Origin of the sequence: Microbacterium sp. 13-71-7 (genome assembly GCF_002257455.1) — a bacterium.
GTDB lineage: Bacteria > Actinomycetota > Actinomycetes > Actinomycetales > Microbacteriaceae > Microbacterium.
Genome location: NZ_NCKN01000006.1, coordinates 1 through 17,898, shown reverse-complemented (window position 1 = coordinate 17,898; position 17,898 = coordinate 1). Strand labels below are relative to the sequence as shown.

Sequence of the window (17,898 nt, the reverse complement as noted above, 5' to 3'; positions counted from 1 at the left end):
TCCTCGCCGGTACGTAACATGACGTCACACACGCCGCGCGGAACGCTACGGCTCAGCGTGCGCGGAGCAGCCCCGCCCGCTCGGGGTGGGCGCCGAACCAGTCCGCGACGTACCAGCAGACGGCGTCGATGCGCCGGTCACCGCGCGCCGCGATGTCGTCGACGGCACCGGCCACGACGATCGCGGCATAGCCGGATCCGCGGAACGACGGGACCGTGAAGGCCCTCGTCAGCGCCATCGTGCGCCCGTCGTCGTGGTAGTCGAGCACGCTCACCAGCACGCCGTCGCGCGTCAGCGTATAGCGCGACGCGTCGGCCTCGCGAGTGAGCACGAACCGGTCAGAGCTTGAAGAGATCCCCACGGTTTCACGCTACGCCCGCATTGTTCGACCGGGTACGTTTTGACATAGGTGGTCACCGTCGGTAATAATCGGCCCCATGACCACCAATGCACGCCCCTTGTCCGCCCAGGAGGCGAACGGGACGACCGGGATGATGATGCCCGGTTGCGTTGGCATGTGTTGCCGAATGTGTCGCTGAAGCCACAGAACTCTGTCTGACTCGCTCGTCGTGATCTTCGCGGGCTGAGTCTCCGAGCACCCATCCGCGTGCTCGTCTTCCGGCTCGCCGGTCACTTCGCAACACTCTCCGAGTCGCCGACCGACTCCTTCCTTCCAAGGACCCATCATCATGTCGAACACTGCCCTCCTCGAGCGTCCCGTCACCGTCTCCCCCGTCGCCGCGCCCCGTCTGCACGCCGTGCCGCGCACCCAGATCGATGCTCCGGCTCCTGCCGTCGACGCCCCGCCGGCCCGCTCGCCCCGCGGCTTCGCCCTGTACGTCGGCCTCGACGAGCTGAAGGCCGCCACGAACGGCGTGAGCCTGCCCCTCCTCGTCGACGCCCTGCGCCGCACGCTCGCCGAGCTCGCGCCCGATGCGGAGACCCACGCCACCGTCGCCCTCGCCCCGCAGGGCACCGGCGGCCGCGACCTCGACGTCGTGCGCCTCGCGCTGCACGAGCCCGGCGCGATCGCCCGCTCCAAGGCCGAGGCCGAGGAGCGCGAGCCAGAGGACGGCGGCGGCGTCGTCGTCGACATCTCCCGCAAGCGCGTGCTGATCGACGGCGACTCCGCCGCGTTCACGTACAAGGAGTTCGAGCTGCTGCAGTACCTCGTGCTGCGCGAGGGCTCCACGATCGAGCGCAGCGAGCTCGTCGGCGCGCTGTGGCAGACCTCCGACGAGGAGGCCCCCGGCGAGCGCACGATCGACGTGCACGTGCGTCGCCTGCGCGCCAAGCTCGGCCGCTACGAGGACATCGTCCGCACCGTCCGCGGCGTCGGCTACCGTTTCGACCGCCACGCCGACGTCGCGATCCGCTACGGCGTGGGCACCCCCTCACCCGACCGGTTCTGAGTCCCCGAGGTTCTGAGTCCCGCGCTTCCTACGGCGCCGAATCCTGCGCCCACCGCACCGGATCCCGCCGACCGCACGGCTTGTCCGCGTGCGGATGCCATGCACTCGACGACTTCCCGTGCACTCGGCGGCTTGTCCGCGCATCCGACGACCTCCCGCGCATCCGACAAGACGTGAGCAGATCCGGCTGCGGAGACGCGGGTCCGGATCCTGGACCCCGCCTGTCGGCGCGCGGATCTAGGGTGTTCCCATGACCCTCGCCGCGGATCCCGCACCGCGCACCTGGCCGGTGCGCGAGAGCGCGTACCGCCCGCGCGGACCGCTCGATCTGCCGGCCACCCTCGGCATCCTGGGCCGCGGACCACGCGACCCGACGTTCGTGCAGGACGGCCCCGTGCTCTGGCTGTCGCTGCGCACCGCGGCGGGCATCGCCACGCTCGCGCTGCGCGCGCGATCCGGCGAGGTGCGGGCGAGCGTCTGGGGGGCCGGCGCCGATGCCGCCCTCGACCTCGTCCCCGCCCTGTGCGGCGCGCAGGACGACCCCGACGGGTTCGACCCGTCCTCCCACCCGCTGCTCGCGGCGACCGCACAGCGGAATCCCGGCGTCCGCCTGACGCGCACCGGCGCCGTCTTCGACGCGCTCGCCGGCGTCGTCCTGGAGCAGAAGGTCACCGGCCTGCAGGCGTACGGCGCCTGGCGCTCCCTCGTGACGCGCTTCGGGGATCCCGCCCCGGGCCCGGTCCCGCGCCCGATGGCGGTCGCCCCCGACGCCGCGGGCTGGCGCCGCATCCCGTCCTGGGCCTGGCATCGCGCGGGCGTGGAGCCGCCGCAGTCGCGGACGATCGTGCGGGCGGCCGAGCGCGCCGCCGGGATCGAGCGCGCCGTGCAGGCCGCCCCGGACGGACCCGCACGGGACAGGGCGCTCACGAGCCTTCCCGGGATCGGGCTGTGGACCTCCGCGGAGATCCGGATCCGCGCCCTCGGCGACCCCGATGCGGTGAGCGTGGGCGACTACCACCTCCCGCACGAGGTCGGCTTCGCGCTCGCCGGGCACCGCACCGACGACGCCGGGATGCTCGAGCTGCTCGCACCGTGGGCGGGGCATCGCCAGCGCGTCGTGCGACTCATCCGGATGAGCGGCGCCCTGGAGCCCCGGCGCGGACCGCGCCTGGCCCCGGAGGACCACCGGAGGCGGTGAGTCGCGTCCTTCCCATCCGGTCGGCGGCTAGTGCCACACGGCGAGCGGCCCGTCCGGGCCGTCGATCACGGTGACGGGCGTCTCGAACACGTCGGTCAGCACCTCGCCCCGCATGATGTCGGTCACAGGGCCGAACGCGACGACCTCGCCGTCCTTCATCGCGCAGATCCGGTCGGCGTAGCGCGCGGCGAAGTTGATGTCGTGCAGCACCACGACCACGCTCTTGCCGAGCTCGGCCGAGATCCGCTGCAGGTGCCGCATCATGCGCACCGCGTGCTTCATGTCGAGGTTGTTGAGCGGCTCGTCCAGCAGCACGGTACCGGTGTCCTGCGCGAGCACCATCGCGACGTAGGCGCGCTGCCGCTGTCCGCCGGAGAGCTCGTCGAGGTAGCGCTTCTCCAGCTCGCCGAGCTCGAGGAAGTCGATCGCGCGGCTCACCGCCTCCTCGTCCGCGCGCGTGAGCCGGCCGCGCGAATGCGGGAAGCGACCGAATCCGACGAGCTGGCGCACGGTCAGGCGCGTCACGAAGTGGTTCTCCTGACGCAGGATCGACACGACCGTGGCCAGATCCTTCGACTTCGTGGTCCCGACGTCGAAGCCGGAGATCCGGATGGATCCCTCGTCCATCCCGAGCAGCCGCCCGATCATGGTGAGCAGGGTCGACTTGCCGGCGCCGTTCGGGCCGATCAGCGCCGTCACGCCCCCCGCCGGGATCTCCAGGTCGACCGGCCCGATCGCCGCGCCGTCGCCCAGCCCCGCCCTGGCGCCGTACCGCTTGCGCACCCCCGCGATCGAGACCCCGCCCTGTCCCTCGCCTTCGCCCCCGCTCCCGGTCGCCTCCCCCTGACCGCGAGACTTCATCTGGGCGACGAGACTGCGCTCCCAGACCGCATTCTCGTCGCGGAGTTGGAGTCTCGCGGATCTGTCGTTGGCGGTCATAGGCGTCCCTTCCTGAGCAGGACGAGCAGGAAGACGGATCCGCCGACCAGCTCGATGATGATGGAGACGGCGCCCTGCGCCGAGAAGAGGTGCTTCATCACGAAGTGCGCACCGCCCAGCACCGCGATCGCGGTGAGCACGGCGACGGGCAGCACCAGCCGATGGTCGTGCGTGTCGGCCAGCTGGTACGCGAGCGTCGCGACGAGGAAGCCGAGGAACGTCATCGGGCCGACCAGCGCGGTCGAGGTCGCCATCAGCACGGCCACGAGCAGCAGCACGCGCAGCTGCTCGCGCCGGTGGTCGACGCCGAGCGCGTTGGCCGCGTCCGGTCCGAGCGCCAGCACGTTCAGTCGGCGCGCGCGCAGGAACAGGAGCACCGATGCGGCCAGGCACAGGGGGATCGCGAGCGGCAGATAGGAGGCGTCGGCGTTCGCGACGCTCCCGAACAGGCGCGCGGCGAGCACGTCGAACTCGCTCGGGGTGAGCAGCCGCTGCATGAACGTGGACACGGCGCCGAGCCCGCCGCCGATCACGATCCCGATCAGCAGCATCACGTGCATGCTGCCCCTCCGGCCCGACAGCAGCCAGCCGTAGAGCAGGACGGCGAATCCGGTCATCAGCACGATCTGCAGCGCGAACTGCGGCACGCCCTGCAGCGCGGTGACCCCGGCGGCCCCGAGCACGAACACGGCCGTCGTCTGGATCGCGGTGTAGAGCGACTCGAATCCCATGATCGACGGGGTCACGATCCGGTTGTTCGCCGCGGTCTGGAACGCCACGGTCGCGGTGGCCTGGGCGATCGCGACCACGAGGATCACCAGCACGCCCGTCACGCGCAGCTGCACGACGCGCCAGAACCCGTCCGTGCCGAACGGCACCGGGTTGCCGTGCACGAGCAGACCGATCAGCGCCGCCGCGGCGAGCACCGTGAGCGCCGCGATCACGAGGACGTACCGCCGCCTCGCGCGGACGGTCGGGAACGCACCGGACGTGCGCCCGGCCACCGGCGTCGCGGGCGCCTGCGCCAGACTCAGCACCTCAGCCACGAGGACGCTGCCTCAGGATCAGCACGATGAACACCGCGGCTCCGACGAGGCCCAGCACGAGCGACACCGGAACCTCGAAGGGCATGATGATCGTGCGTCCGATGAGGTCGCACACCGTGACCAGGCCGACTCCCAGCAGGCACACCCAGGGCAGGTTGCTGCGCAGGTCGTCGCCGCGGATCATCGATACCACGTTCGGCACGATCAGCCCGACGAACGGCAGGTTCCCGACGACCACGGTGACGACGCCGGTCGTGGCGGCGATGAGCACCGTGCCGAGCAGGACGGTCCTGCCGTGGTTCAGGCCCGCGTTCGTGGCGATCTCCTCGCCGAGCCCCGCGATCGTGAAGCGATCCGCCACGATGAAGACGATCACGCCGACGATCGCGACGATCCAGAGCAGCTCGTACTGCCCCCGGAGCACCGAGGTGAAGCTGCCCGCGAACCACACGCCGAGCGTCTGCAGGGTGTTGGTCGCGAGGGCCAGGTAGGTCGAGACGGATCCGACCACCGCGCCCAGCATGATCCCCACGATCGGCACGATCAGAGAGGACCGCAGCGACACCCGCCGCAGGAACGCGAAGAACACCAGCGTGCCGACGAAGGCGCACAGCACGGCGCCGAGCATCCGCAGCGGGATGCTCGGGTGCGGCACCAGCACCGAGACGGCCAGCAGTCCCAGCCCCGCCCACTCCGTCGTCCCGGTGGTGGTCGGCTCCACGAAGCGGTTCTGGGTGAGCATCTGCATGACCAGGCCCGCCATCGCCATCGCCGCCCCGGCGAGCACGAGCGCGGTCGTGCGGGGGATGCGCGTGATCGCGAACATCTCCGCGCCGTCCGCGGATCCGGTCACGTCGTAGACGCCGACGAAGAGCGACAGCACGAGGAGCCCGGCGACGATGAGGACGCCGACGAGCAGGGCGGGGTCGAAGAGCCGCGCCCTGCCCCGGGCAGCAGCGGAGGCGCTGTCCGGGGCGGGGCGGGTGAGCGGGGTGGTCATGGCCGGATCCGACGGGGCGTCAGCTCTTCTTCGCGCTCTTCTCGAGAGCGTCGGCGAAGGAGTTCAGGAACGTCGTGTACGTCTGGATGCCCTCGTTGAGGTAGGTGTCGGTGGGCATGTAGACGACGCGCTTCTGCTGGATCGCCGTGACGGAGGCCAGCGCCTGGTTCTTCTCCAGGATGTCCGCGGCCTGCACGTAGGAGGCGTCGTCCTTCGCGAACACCGCATCGCGGTCCATCACGAGGATCCAGGACGGGTTGGACGCCGCGATCGCCTCGACCGAGATGTCATCGCCCTTGTGGTTGTCGTCGGCGCCCTCGACCGTCAGCGCGGGCGTGAGGCCGAGCATGTCGAAGACCGGTCCGAGCGTGCGGCCGACCTTCGGCGCGAGGTAGCCGATCTTGCCGCCGGAGGTCGTGACCGCCATCACGCCTGATCCGTCGTAGGCCTTCTTGGCGCGATCCACGGCGGCCTCGAAGTCGGCGACGAGCTTCTTCGCCTCCTTCTGCTTCCCGAAGACCTCGCCGAGCACGGTGACCTGGCGCTTCAGCTCGGCGTCGAAGGGTTTCCCGTCGCGCGGGTCGAGCTCGAGGATGGTCGCATCGGGGACGAGCGCGGCGAGCTTGTCGTGGTGCTGGGTGAAGCGCTGCCCGTTCACGATGAGGTCCGGTGCCACGGCGACGACCGACTCGAGGTCCGGCTCCATGTGGGTGCCGAGGTCGATGATGCTCTTGTCCTTGACGTACGAGACGGTCTCCGGCATGAGCGACACGGCGGCGGCCTTCACCGGGATCCCCCAGTCCGCGAGGGTCTGGAACGTGCGGTTGTCGGTGGCGACGACCGACGCCGGAGGTGTGGAGATCGTGTGCTCTCCGTTGTTGTCCTCGATGGTCACGGTGCTGGCCTTCGCGCTTTCCGTGGGGGCCGCGGCGGGGCCGGAGGCGCAGCCGGCGAGGGCGACGGCGGCGGCGAGGCCGAGCGCGGTGGCGGTGAGGATCCGAGGCACGGACATGGAGATGCTCCTGTTCTGCGGGATGTGCTGTGTGAGTACCCCGGTAAGAAAGGTTAGGTTTACCTAACTTCAACCTGAGGTCTTACACAGGTTAGCCTTACCTTATGAACAACGCGAAATCCGGCTTCACCCTGGCGCGACGCCCGCTCGAGCTGCACTTCCGCAGGCTGACCCTCGCCGCACGCGAGTGGATCGCCCCCGACTTCGTGCGGGTGCGCCTCGCCGGATCCGACCTCGCGGGCTTCGACTCGCTGGGTGCCGACGACCACATGCGGCTCTTCTTCGCGGACGCGCCGACCGACTCGGTGGAGGAGCTGCGCGCCGCGCCGAGCCGCGAATACACTCCCCTCGCCTGGGGCGAGGACTGGCTCGACGTGGAGTTCGCCGTGCACGGGGACGAGGGCGTCGCCGCACCCTGGGCCGCGACCGCGCCGCTCGGATCCGTCATCGGCGTCGGCGGCCCGCGCGGATCCCTCGTGCTGGAGGGCGAGCCCGACGGCTGGCTGCTCGCGGGCGACGAGACCGCGATCCCGGCGATCCGCCGCTTCGCCGCGCGTATTCCCGCCGGCGTCCCCGCTCGCATCGCGATCGAGGTGCGCGATGCGGAGCACGAGCTGGCCCTCGATGCCCCCGTCCCGGTCGAGTGGATCCATCGCGGCGGCGCTCCGGCCGGATCCGCCCTCGCCGAGTTCCTGGGCGCTCTCGGCGACGCCGATCGTCCCGGCGAGGCACCGTTCGTCTTCGTCGCGGCGGAGTCGTCGATCGTGAAGCCGGGCCGGGCCCTGCTCGAGCGCTGGGGCGTCGACACCGCGCAGGCCATCGTGAAGGGCTACTGGAAGCGCGGCGAGGCCGAGTACCACGCCCCGCACTGACGGGCGCGGGGGCCGCCCTCGATCCCCGCTCTTCGGATCACACCTCGTCGAGGACCGCGGCGACCGCCTCGATCTCGACCAGCTGGTCGTCGTAGCCCAGCACCGTGACGCCCATCAGCGTGCTGGGCACGTCATGGGCGCCGAACGCGTCGCGGACCACGGCCCACGCATCGACCAGGTCCGACTGCCGGGCCGACGCGACGAGCACGCGCGTGCTGATCACGTCGGTCAGCGCCGCTCCGGCAGCGGCGAGCGCAGCCTCGAGGGTCTCGATGCAGGCCGCGGCCTGACCGGCGTAGTCGCCGACCGCCGCCGTGGATCCGTCGCGATTCAGCGGGCAGGCGCCGGCGAGGAAGATCAGTCGTGCGTCCTTGGGCGCGGTGGCCGCGTAGGCGTACTGCGCGACGTCGGAGAGCTCCGCGGAGCGGATGAGGGTCACGGCGGTCATGCCCACAGTCTGTCGCAAAGGCGCGCGCTAACCCCACGACCGGGATGGGCCGCGGATCGATCCGCACATCCACGCGGCGGGATCCGTTCTTCACAGATCACGTGATCGGCGATCACCGCGCCCTGCGCCTCTGGCATGCTCGGACGAACGATGCGACGATGAGGGAGTGGGATTCATGAACGACGCGCAGATCTGGACGATGATCGGGGCCTTCACCGCGCTCATGCTCGGCATGATGACCATCGTCTCGACGCTCTTCATCCGCGTCCTGCGTGCGGAGATCGGCGGGCTCCGATCCGAGGTGAACGGCCGCTTCGACGTCATGAACGCCCGCATGGACGGCCTCGACCGGGACGTGCAGGCGCTCGTCAAGCGCACCTTCGGGCTCGACCGGGACTGATCGCAGGACGCCGTCGGGCAGACTGGTTCCATGCCCCTCTTCGATCATCTCGGCCTCACGGTCGAAGACCTCGACCGCGCATTCGCCCAGTGGAACCCGGTGCTCACGGCTCTGGGATGCATGCCGGAGGGCGGCGAGATGGAGGGCGGGATCGCCTGGTGGCGCGAGGGCGAGACCGAGCTGATCCTCTACCGCGCTCCCGAGCCGGGCGGCGAACCGCACCGGTACGGGCGGATCGGCTGGCAGCACCTCGCCTTCGCCGTCGATTCGCGCGCCGAAGTGGAGCGCCTGCACGCCATCGCCGTCGACGCCGGCTGGACGACGGTCCGGGATCCGAAGGTCTTCACGCGCTTCTCGGATCGCTACTACGCGTCGTTCGTCGAGGACGACAACGGCATCCGGATCGAGTTCGTGTACAACCCTCCGCGCGAGCCTGCCGCGGACTGAGTCGCACACCCCGACACCTGGGCCTCGCGCTTCGCCGAGCGCGCGGCATCGCGACGAGTGCACGGGATCCATGCGCCGACGACCCGTGCACTCGGCAACATCCCGTGCACTCGGCGAGATCCCGTGCAGTCGGCGAGAACGCCGGACACGCACCTCGCGTTTCGTCCCCGGCATCCGCGATGCTGGGGGCATGGCCACTCTCGATCACCTCGGCATCAGCGTCGACCACGTCCCCGGCGCCTCCGCACAGTTCGACCCGGTACTCCGTGCGCTCGGGTACACCCGCAGGCACGACGCCCCCGATCTCGCGTACTGGCGGCAGGACGGCCTGCCCGAGATCCTGCTCTACCCCGCGCGCGACAACGCGGACGGCCCTCACGAGCACGGCCGCGTCGGCTGGCAGCACCTGGCCTTCGCCGTCGACTCGCGCGCAGAGGTCGACCGCGTGCACGACATCGCGCTCGACGCGGGCTGGACGGCGGTGCGCCCGCCGAAGGAGTATCCGCGGTTCAGCGATCGCTACTACGCCTCGTTCCTCGAGGACGACAACGGCATCAGGATCGAGATCGTGCACAACCCGCCGAGGGACTCGTCCGCGGACTGATCCGGCTCGATCGGTCTCCGCCCTTGACGCACCCGCCCTCCCTCCCCTACGGTGGCAAAGCTGTGCCGATCGGCGCAGCACCAGCCGAGGAGACGACGGAATGACCGCGCTGCGGAACTCCACCATCGCCACGGTCCTTGCCTTCCAGACGAAGCGCGATGACCGCGATGAGTCGTACCCTCCGGCGCGCGCCGTGTGACAGCATCCGCTGTCCGCATGCCCCGCACCGTCAGGTCCGGGGCATTTTTCATGACCTTCCCGTGACCTGTGGCTGAGAAACACACACGAAGGAAAGGACCCATGGAGAGGCTCTCCGCACGGCTGCTGTCGTGGGCGTCCCTGATCGACGAGAAGACGCTCGATCAGGCGCACACCACGGCCCGCATGCCATTCATCCACCCGCACCTGGCGCTCATGCCGGATGCCCACCTGGGCAAGGGGGCGACGGTCGGCTCGGTGATCCCGACGCTCGGCGCGATCATCCCCGCCGCCGTCGGCGTCGACATCGGCTGCGGCATGATCGCCGTCCGCACCCAGTTCACCGTGGAGGAGCTCGCATCCCGCGATCTCGCCCCCTTGCGGCAGGCGATCGAACGCGCCGTTCCGCTGTCCGCAGGACACCAGAACCGCAAGATCGTGGCCACCGCGGAGCCGCGGATCGCCGAGCTGGAGAGCCTCGCCGAGAAGGCGGGCTTCGACCCGGGGGCTTACGCCGGCAACTGGCGGCTGCAGCTCGGTTCGCTGGGCTCGGGCAACCACTTCATCGAGGTCTCCGTCGACGAGCTCGACAGGGTGTGGCTGTTCCTGCACTCCGGGTCCCGGGGTATCGGCAACCGCATCGCGATGCACCACATCGGCGTCGCGCAGCGACTGGCGACGCAGTGGTGGATCGACCTTCCCGACTCGGATCTCGCGTACCTCGTCGAGGGCACGCCGGAGTTCACCCGGTACATCAGGGAGCTGCGGTGGGCGCAGCACTTCGCACTGCTGAACCGGGAGGAGATGATGGATCGGGTCGCGAGGCAGATCTCGGACTTCCTCGGCGTCCCGGTGGACGAGCAGGAGCGGATCAACTGCCACCACAACTTCACCGAATCGGAGGAGCACTTCGGCAAGCGGGTGTGGGTCTCGAGGAAGGGGGCGATCCAGGCGGATCCCGGTCGACCAGGGCTCATCCCCGGCTCGATGGGCACCGCCTCCTACGTCGTCGAGGGCCTCGGCAACCGGCTGTCGCTCAACTCCTCGCCGCACGGCGCGGGACGGGAGTACTCCCGGTCGAAGGCGCGGAGGATCTTCACCCATGAGCAGCTGCGGGCCGCAATGACGGGCATCGAGTTCCGCGACACCGATGCCTTCATCGACGAGATCCCGCAGGCGTACAAGCCGATCGACCGGGTCATGGCGGACGCCGCCGATCTGGTGCGGATCCGGCACACGCTGAGGCAGCTCGTCAACGTGAAGGGAGCCTGACGCCGGCCGCGGCGACCTCGCACCATGCGAGGTCGCCGCGGTCGGTCCGGACTGATCCGCAACACACCATTGCCGATGTCGGAGGCCGGATCCAGACTGATCCTGCGCACATCCCGCGCCTTCATCCTGAGCTCCGACGGAGGACGCCCATGACCAACCTCAATCCGTACATCTCCTTCCGGGACAACGCCCGCGCCGCGATGGAGTTCTATCAGCAGGCCCTCGGTGGCGATCTGCAGGTGATGACCTTCGGCGACATGCCGGGCATGCTGCAGGATGAGGCCGAGCAGGCGCTCGTCATGCACGCTCAGCTGACCACTCCCGGCGGTCTGGTACTGATGGCCTCTGACACCCCCGGATACATGGAGTACAAGACTCCGCAGGGCGTCTCGGTGTCGCTGAGCGGCTCCGACGAGGCCGAGATCCGCGCCGCGTGGGACAAACTCGCCGACGGCGCCACTGTCAGCCAGGACTACGGCCCCGCGCCGTGGGGCGGTCAGTTCGGCATGCTCACCGATCGGTTCGGCGTCGACTGGATGTTCTCCGGTGGAGAGGGCAACGCCTGATCTGCACGCAGGGGCCCGCCGGGTTGAGCCAGGCCTGACCGGGCCCCCGTGATTCAGAACTAGGGCAGAGCCAGGCCTGACCGGGCCCCGGGCGCTGGGTCCGGCGTTGTTCCGGGCTCAGCGCTCCCCGTGTCGCTTTCCGCCCACTCGACGCCGTCGAGTCCGAGTTCGCCGGTCATGTCGCGCAGGAACCGGATGACGACCTCGCGCTCGGCCGCGGTCAGGCGCGCGGCCGAGTGAAAGCGGCGCGCCTGCTGACGCCCCACGGTCTCCATCGCGGCCCGCTGGGTCTCCGGCGTGATGGTGATCGCGAGCGCCCGCCGGTCCGACGGGTGAGCGGCGCGGGTGACATGGCCCCCTCGCTCCAGCCGGTCGAGGAGCTTCGTGGTCGAGGCCGTCGAGATGCCGAGGTGCTGCGCGATCCCGCCCGGCGTCGCGACGGCCCCCCGGTTCGCGCAGACGATGAGGTAGTGCAGCGCGCGCATGTCGGTCTCGTTGAGCTTCATGTAGCGGCGGGACGCCTCGGCGAGGCGCTGCTCCGCGTCGCGGAGCTCGCCGAGGGAGGCCATCAGCTCGCCGATCTGCCGGATCGTGCCCGCATCGACGCCGGCACGGTCGAGCAGCACGCCATCGGGGTCGCTCGCCTCGATGTCGTAGACGGCGCCCGCTTCGACGCCGTCGCGCGTCGGCGCCCCGTTGCGCGTCGCGAGCTCCTGCTCGTCCGCCTCGTCGCGCCGCTCCGTCATGCCGTCATGCTACACCGGTGATCTTTTCACGCCAGGGTTATTACTTGCCAAGCTAGCGAATTCGATCTATCCTGCCGGAGACGGAAGGAAGCCGATGACCGCCCCGCAGCACGTCGCACGCCCGCACCGCCCCCGCCGCCTCCTGAGGATCCTCCTGCCCGCGCTGATCATCCTCGGCTGGCTGGTCGCGGCGTCCCTCGGCGGTCCCCTGTTCGGCAAGGTGGATGAGGTCTCCTCGAACGACCGCACCGCGTACCTCCCCTCCTCTTCCGACTCCGCCCGCGTGCAGGAACTGCAGACCCGCTTCGCCGGCTCCGACGAGATCCCCGCGATCGTCGTCGCCGCCTCGGGCCACGCACTGACGGACGCGCAGCGAACCACGCTGTCCGACGCGGTCGCGGCCACGACCGGCATCGAGGGCGTCGGCGACGACGTCTCCCCCGCTCTGCTCTCCGAGGACGGCAAGGCCGTGCAGGCGTTCGTGCCGATCCGCTCGGACGCCGACCTCGGCGACGTCGTGGCGGAGATCAGGTCCTCCCTCGAGAAGGCGGCGCCCGAAGGCGTGCACGTCTACATCACCGGGCCCGCCGGGTTCAGCGCCGACCTCGTCGCGGGTTTCGCCGGCATCGACGGAATCCTGCTCGGGGTGGCCCTGGCGGCCGTGTTCGTGATCCTCGTGCTCGTCTACCGCTCGCTGCTGCTGCCGGTCGTCGTGCTCCTGACGAGCCTGTTCGCGCTGTGCACCGCGCTCCTGCTGGTGTGGTGGCTCGCGAAGTGGGGCGTGCTGCTGCTCAGCGGGCAGACCCAGGGCATCCTGTTCATCCTCGTGATCGGCGCCGCGACCGATTACGCGCTCCTGTTCGTCTCGCGCTTCCGCGAGGCCCTGCGCGTCGAGCAGGATCGCGCGAAGGCCGTGCTCGCGGCGTGGAAGGGATCCTTCGAGCCGATCCTCGCCTCCGGCGGCACCGTGATCGCGGGGCTCCTCTGCCTGCTGCTCAGCGACCTGAAGTCGAACAGCGCCCTGGGGCCGGTCGCGGCGATCGGGATCGCGTTCGCGATGCTGTCCGCGCTCACACTGCTCCCTGCCCTCCTCATGGCGTTCGGTCGTGCGGCGTTCTGGCCGCGCCGCCCCGTGTATGCGCCCGAGGCCGTCGCGGCCGAGGGCGGCATGCCCTCGACCGGCGTGTGGGCACGCCTCGCCGAGCTCATCCGTCGCCGCTCAAGGGTGATCTGGATCGCGACGACCCTGGTGCTCGCCCTCGGCACGCTCGGCGTCGTGCAGCTCGACGCCTCCGGCGTGCCGCAGTCCGACCTCGTGCTCAGCTCCTCGCAGGCCCGCGACGGGCAGAAGGTACTGGGCGAGCACTTCCCCGGCGGATCCGGCAGCCCCGTCCAGGTCCTCGTGGCGCGGGACTCCCTGCAGGACGCAGCGGATGTGCTGCTCGCGGACAAGGGCATCGACGGCGTCACGGTGACCGCGAAGGACTCGCCGAGCGGAGCGGCGCCCGTGACGGAGGACGGCGTCCAGCCGGTCGGGCGTCCCGGCGCCCCTGCCCCCGCGGCGACCGTGGTCGAGGGCGACGTGATGCTGCAGGGGACGCTCACCGCGGCCGCGGACTCCACGACCGCGGAGGACACGGTACGCCGGCTCCGCACCTCGCTCGAGGGCACCGGCGCGGTCGTCGGCGGGGTCACCGCGACCGCGATCGACACGAACGACGCGTCCCTGCACGACCGCGCCCTGATCATCCCGGTGATCCTCGTCGTGATCATGCTGATCCTGATGATGCTGCTGCGCGCGATCGTCGCGCCCGTGCTCCTGATCGTGACGACCGTGCTGTCGTTCGGCACCGCGATGGGCGTCTCCGCGCTCGTCTTCAACGGGATCCTCCGCTTCCCGGGAGCGGATCCGGCCGTGCCGCTGTACGGCTTCGTCTTCCTCGTCGCGCTCGGGATCGACTACAACATCTTCCTCATGACGCGCGTGCGCGAGGAGAGCCGGCTCCACGGCACGCGCGAGGGCGTGCGCCGAGGGCTCGCGATCACCGGAGGCGTCATCACCTCGGCGGGTCTCGTGCTCGCGACGACGTTCGCGGCGCTCGCGGTGATCCCGATCCTGTTCCTCGCACAGCTCGCCTTCATCGTCGCGTTCGGCGTGCTGCTGGACACCTTCGTGGTGCGCTCCCTGCTCGTGCCCGCCCTCGTGCACGACGTGGGTCGCGCCGTGTGGTGGCCGTCGAAGCTGTCGCGCGCGGAGCGCTGAGCGGGGGCTGAGCGGGGGCTGAGCGCTGAGCGGGGGCGGCGATGTCAGAGCACCGCGTTTCGTCTCGGTCGGCTCCGCCGTCCTCGCTCAACGACCCCGGAACAGACAGACCACTTCGCCGTCCTCGCTCAACGAACCCGGAACAGAGAGACCACTTCGCCGACCTCGCTCAACGACCCCGGAACCGGGCGTCAGCCGATCGCGGGCTCCGTGGCGGCGGTGTGGCCGGCGCGATCGGTGAACGCCTGCTTCGGCACGAACAGCAGCAGGACGGCTGCGGCGAGCGCCGTCGCCCCGCACACCACCCACACCGTCACATAGCCCGAGAAGGATCCGGCGGTGCCCTCGGCCGCGGCGGATCCGGCGACCGCATGCATGAGCGCGATCCCGAACACGCACGAGGCGATCGCGCCGCCCACCGTCTTCACCGAGTTCGTGAGACCGGTCGCGACGCCGGTCTGGGTGTGCGGCGCCGCCGACGCCGCCGCGGCGGGAAGCGCGGCGACGAGCGCGCCGGATCCGATCCCGACGATCACCATGTTCGTGATGACCTGCGCGTAGGCGGCATGGAAGGGCAGGAACAGCAGGAATCCGATCCCCACGAGCACCGAGGCGCCGATGAGCGTGATCCGAGGGGTCGCGAACCGCGCGATCTGCGGGTAGCCGAGGGCGCCTGCGATCATCGCGACGAGGTACACGCCGATGATCAGCGAGGTCGCGAACCCGGTGGTGCCGAGGCCGTAGCCGTAGACCGCCGGATCCGTCCGCGCGAAGGTCGACAGCGGCGCCTGCGCGCCGAGCACGCTCACGCCGAAAAGGCCGGCCGTCAGGAACACCGGGCCGAGCGCGGGGCTGCGGAACATCCGCACGTCGATGAGGGGATCCTGCTGGCGCAGCTCCCACAGCGCGAACGGCACGACGAGGAGCACGCCGACGACGATCACGATCCAGGACAGCGGGTTCGCGACGCCGCCCGGCAGGCGCAGCAGGCTGAGCCCGCCGGTCAGGCCGATGAGCGACAGCGAGATCAGCACGAGTCCTGTCGTGTCGAAGACCCCACCGGTCTTCTCCGGCGACTCCTTCACCCCGAACAGGATCACGAAGAAGCAGGCCGCGATGAGCACCGCCGGCACGAGCAGCACCGCCGTGAGCGGCAGGGCGTCGATGAGCGCACCGCCGACGAGGGCGCCGATGATCGCGCCGCCCTCGAGCGCGGCGACCAGGATGCCGGCCGCCTTCGCGGTGATCGCCGAGCTGCCCTCGATGCGCCGGGCGCGCGACCAGATCAGCGCGATCTCCAGCGGCAGCCACACGACGTAGAAGCCCATCATCGCCCAGGCCACGAGGAAGACGCCGAAGGTGTCGGTGAACGGCAGTACGAACGCGGCGACCGCCGTGATCGCGGTCGAGATCAGCAGCATGCGCTTGCGGCCGATCATGTCGCCGAGCTTCGCGAACGCCGGCACCACCAGGGCGGAGAGCATGAGCTGCGCGCCCTCGAACCAGTTCACGTCGGCGTCGTGGATGCCGAGGTGCCGGGCGATGTCGCTCAGCATCGGCGTGTAGTAGCCCTGCAGCACGCCGCTGGTGAACTCGACGAAGGCCAGGAATCCGACGACGGCGACCAGAGTGCCGAGGGTGGCGGTGCGCGTCATCGCGGCTCCTTCATGCGGTCCCGCGGTGTCGGCGGGACGTGATGCGGCCGCGTCGAGATGCTCGGCGACCGCAGCGGGTCAGCTCACTGTAGCCGCTCGATGAGCGCGCGGTGGAACCGCTCCCCGCGCTCGAGCGCGGCGATCTCGACGCTCTCGTCCACACCGTGGATCGTGGCGCGCTGCGCGTTCGACATCTCGAGCGGCGCGAACCGGAAGACCGCCGGCGCGAAACGGTGGAAGTGGCGGGAGTCCGTCGCCTGCATCGTCACGTACGGCACGGCGGGGATCCCCGGGTGCGACACGGCCAGCGCCTCCGCCACGAGCGCGAACGGCGCCGTGTCCGTGGGCGACTCGGGCGACGGGTCGCTGCCCTCGAGCACCTCGATGCTCACGAGCGGATCCGCGATGCGCCGCCGCACGCGCGCGGTCGCGCTCTGCACGGTCTCGCCGAGGGCGATCCGCAGGTTCACGGTGGCCGAGGCCTGCGACGGCAGCACGTTCGCGGCAGTGCCGCCGGACTGCATCGTGGGCGCCACGGTCGTGCGCACGAGGGCGGCAGCCTCGCCGCCGAGGGCCGCGAACACCCGCGCCGACACGAGCGGGAGCGCCCCGAGCGCGCGCAGCAGCAGGCGCGCGGGCCCCGAAGCCCCGCCGGAGAGCTGCGTCAGCATGCGCGAGATCGCGCGCGAGGTGCGCGGACGGAAGGTGCCGGGCCCGAGCCGCTCGACGGCCCGCGCGATCCGGCGCACCGCGGTGAGCGGCGGCGGGGCCGAGGCGTGCCCGCCCTCGCCGCGCGCGGTGAGCTTCACCGTCATCACGCCCTTCTCGCCGGCGCCGATCATGGCGGCTCGCCCCGGCACGAACGGGAGGGGCGCGTCGACCACCGCCCCGCCCTCGTCGACGACGAGCCAGGGCACGATCCCGCGCTGCTGGAGCGCATCCGCGATCGCTTTCGCGGCGGATCCGAACGTCTCCTCGTTGCCGCCGAAGGAGAGGTACACGTCGCGGGCGGGCGTGAACCCCTCGGCGAGCAGCGTCTCGACCGCCTCGAGGATCACGATGAGCGGACCCTTGTCGTCCAGGGCGCCGCGGCCGTAGACGGAGCCGTCCTCGATCACGCCCGCGAACGGCGGATGCGTCCAGGCGTCGGACTCGTCGACGGGGACGACGTCGTAGTGCGCCATGAGCACGAGCGGCCCGTCCTCCGCGTGCCGTCGCCCCGTCCACCGGAACAGCAGGCCGAAGTCGGTGTGGCGTTCGAGCGCCAGCTCGGCGTGCACCCGGGGGTAGAGCTCGGCGATGAGCGCCACGAAGTCCTCGAACGGTGCGGATCCGCGCTCGTCCAGCTCGGCGGACACGGTGGGCAGCTGGATCATCCGGGAGAGGCGCTCGGCGATCCCGGGGACAGGGGCGTTCATCGTGGCCATGCTAACCGCGACCGCCTTCCCCGGCATGCCGGTCCCTCCTGACTGCGACCGCGGTGAGCAGGATCCCCCAGACCAGCTCGAACGCCATGACGGCGATCTGGTACCAGACCGGCGCAGCCCCCGGGGAGAGGAACTGCGTCCAGTCGCCGAGCCCGTGCAGGAACGCGAGCGCCCAGACGGATTCGATCATCAGCCGCGCCCCGGCGAAACACACGCCGAACGTCGTCGCGCTGAGCACCTGCCACCAGGTCTCGTCCCAGGTCTTGCCGAAGAACAGGCCGTTGCCGATGTGCCAGAGCCCGAACACGAGCGCCGTGGCGAGGACCCCGGCCCAGGGATGGCGCCGCATCACCGCGCCGAGCGCGAGCCCGCGCGCCGCGGTCTCCTCCGAGA

The 17,898-nt window shown here is 70.7% G+C and carries 19 protein-coding genes; 9 read left to right on the top strand and 10 right to left on the bottom strand.

Annotated features, from left to right (window positions below; all coding sequences use genetic code 11):
- Nucleotides 1-52 precede the first annotated feature (52 nt).
- On the bottom strand, nucleotides 53-361 hold the full coding sequence (locus tag B7X32_RS01275) for a GNAT family N-acetyltransferase (protein WP_292714880.1): 309 nt from the start codon (nucleotides 359-361) through the stop codon (nucleotides 53-55).
- A 328-nt stretch (nucleotides 362-689) separates the two neighbouring features.
- Between B7X32_RS01275 and B7X32_RS01270 the strand changes: the two genes are divergently transcribed.
- Both B7X32_RS01270 and B7X32_RS01265 read left to right on the top strand, forming a co-directional pair.
- Nucleotides 690-1,412 (top strand): winged helix-turn-helix domain-containing protein, encoded by a 723-nt coding sequence (locus B7X32_RS01270; protein ID WP_292714876.1) that lies wholly within the window; start codon nucleotides 690-692, stop codon nucleotides 1,410-1,412.
- A gap of 250 nt (nucleotides 1,413-1,662) precedes the next feature.
- Nucleotides 1,663-2,610, top strand: a complete 948-nt coding sequence (locus B7X32_RS01265; RefSeq protein WP_292714873.1) for a DNA-3-methyladenine glycosylase 2 family protein — start codon at nucleotides 1,663-1,665, stop codon at nucleotides 2,608-2,610.
- Between the two features lie 27 nt (nucleotides 2,611-2,637).
- Here B7X32_RS01265 and B7X32_RS01260 read toward each other — a convergent pair whose 3' ends face one another.
- Genes B7X32_RS01260 through B7X32_RS01245 form a run of 4 tightly spaced genes read right to left on the bottom strand, consistent with a single transcriptional unit; the run spans nucleotide 2,638 to nucleotide 6,607 of the window.
- Entirely contained in the window at nucleotides 2,638-3,549 is a 912-nt protein-coding gene (locus B7X32_RS01260; RefSeq protein WP_292714870.1) for an ATP-binding cassette domain-containing protein, read from the bottom strand.
- Nucleotides 3,546-4,595 (bottom strand): iron chelate uptake ABC transporter family permease subunit, encoded by a 1,050-nt coding sequence (locus tag B7X32_RS01255; RefSeq protein WP_292714868.1) that lies wholly within the window; start codon nucleotides 4,593-4,595, stop codon nucleotides 3,546-3,548. The genes B7X32_RS01260 and B7X32_RS01255 overlap by 4 nt, the downstream gene beginning before the upstream one ends.
- Complete coding sequence (locus B7X32_RS01250) at nucleotides 4,588-5,595, bottom strand: iron chelate uptake ABC transporter family permease subunit (RefSeq protein WP_292714865.1); 1,008 nt, start codon at nucleotides 5,593-5,595, stop codon at nucleotides 4,588-4,590. Before B7X32_RS01250 ends, B7X32_RS01255 begins: the two co-directional genes overlap by 8 nt.
- 19 nt (nucleotides 5,596-5,614) lie before the next feature.
- Nucleotides 5,615-6,607: an ABC transporter substrate-binding protein gene (locus tag B7X32_RS01245; RefSeq protein WP_292714862.1), complete on the bottom strand. Its 993-nt coding sequence runs from the start codon at nucleotides 6,605-6,607 to the stop codon at nucleotides 5,615-5,617.
- Nucleotides 6,608-6,711: 104 nt separating this feature from the next.
- Between B7X32_RS01245 and B7X32_RS01240 the strand changes: the two genes are divergently transcribed.
- Nucleotides 6,712-7,479, top strand: a complete 768-nt coding sequence (locus tag B7X32_RS01240) for a siderophore-interacting protein (RefSeq protein WP_292714859.1) — start codon at nucleotides 6,712-6,714, stop codon at nucleotides 7,477-7,479.
- A 37-nt stretch (nucleotides 7,480-7,516) separates the two neighbouring features.
- Here the strand turns inward: B7X32_RS01240 and B7X32_RS01235 are convergent, their stop codons facing one another.
- The gene (locus tag B7X32_RS01235; protein ID WP_292714856.1) at nucleotides 7,517-7,927 is read right to left on the bottom strand and encodes a Rid family hydrolase; all 411 of its coding nucleotides are present in this window, start codon (nucleotides 7,925-7,927) and stop codon (nucleotides 7,517-7,519) included.
- Nucleotides 7,928-8,102: 175 nt separating this feature from the next.
- Here B7X32_RS01235 and B7X32_RS01230 point away from each other — a divergent pair, with 175 nt between their 5' ends.
- From B7X32_RS01230 to B7X32_RS01210, 5 genes are all read left to right on the top strand, one after another.
- Nucleotides 8,103-8,327 (top strand): hypothetical protein, encoded by a 225-nt coding sequence (locus B7X32_RS01230; protein ID WP_235281782.1) that lies wholly within the window; start codon nucleotides 8,103-8,105, stop codon nucleotides 8,325-8,327.
- A gap of 30 nt (nucleotides 8,328-8,357) precedes the next feature.
- Nucleotides 8,358-8,774: a VOC family protein gene (locus B7X32_RS01225; RefSeq protein WP_292714846.1), complete on the top strand. Its 417-nt coding sequence runs from the start codon at nucleotides 8,358-8,360 to the stop codon at nucleotides 8,772-8,774.
- A 190-nt stretch (nucleotides 8,775-8,964) separates the two neighbouring features.
- A complete protein-coding gene (locus B7X32_RS01220; protein ID WP_292714843.1) occupies nucleotides 8,965-9,378 on the top strand; it encodes a VOC family protein in 414 nt (137 codons plus the stop codon).
- Between the two features lie 300 nt (nucleotides 9,379-9,678).
- The gene (locus B7X32_RS01215; protein ID WP_292714841.1) at nucleotides 9,679-10,848 is read left to right on the top strand and encodes an RtcB family protein; all 1,170 of its coding nucleotides are present in this window, start codon (nucleotides 9,679-9,681) and stop codon (nucleotides 10,846-10,848) included.
- 149 nt (nucleotides 10,849-10,997) lie between these two features.
- Nucleotides 10,998-11,414, top strand: coding sequence for a VOC family protein (locus B7X32_RS01210; RefSeq protein ID WP_292714838.1), 417 nt, complete (start codon nucleotides 10,998-11,000; stop codon nucleotides 11,412-11,414).
- 59 nt (nucleotides 11,415-11,473) lie between these two features.
- On the opposite strand, the gene B7X32_RS01205 is transcribed toward B7X32_RS01210, so the two are convergent.
- Entirely contained in the window at nucleotides 11,474-12,160 is a 687-nt protein-coding gene (locus tag B7X32_RS01205; RefSeq protein ID WP_292714835.1) for a MarR family transcriptional regulator, read from the bottom strand.
- 94 nt (nucleotides 12,161-12,254) lie between these two features.
- Between B7X32_RS01205 and B7X32_RS01200 the strand changes: the two genes are divergently transcribed.
- Nucleotides 12,255-14,423: an efflux RND transporter permease subunit gene (locus B7X32_RS01200; RefSeq protein WP_292714832.1), complete on the top strand. Its 2,169-nt coding sequence runs from the start codon at nucleotides 12,255-12,257 to the stop codon at nucleotides 14,421-14,423.
- A gap of 191 nt (nucleotides 14,424-14,614) precedes the next feature.
- On the opposite strand, the gene B7X32_RS01195 is transcribed toward B7X32_RS01200, so the two are convergent.
- The 3 genes from B7X32_RS01195 to B7X32_RS01185 form a co-directional block, all read right to left on the bottom strand.
- Nucleotides 14,615-16,078 (bottom strand): MFS transporter, encoded by a 1,464-nt coding sequence (locus tag B7X32_RS01195; RefSeq protein WP_292714829.1) that lies wholly within the window; start codon nucleotides 16,076-16,078, stop codon nucleotides 14,615-14,617.
- Between the two features lie 83 nt (nucleotides 16,079-16,161).
- Entirely contained in the window at nucleotides 16,162-17,496 is a 1,335-nt protein-coding gene (locus tag B7X32_RS01190) for a M20/M25/M40 family metallo-hydrolase (RefSeq protein WP_292714826.1), read from the bottom strand.
- A gap of 10 nt (nucleotides 17,497-17,506) precedes the next feature.
- Nucleotides 17,507-17,898 (bottom strand): CPBP family intramembrane glutamic endopeptidase (locus B7X32_RS01185; RefSeq protein WP_292714823.1); only part of this gene is annotated, 392 nt, incomplete at its 5' end.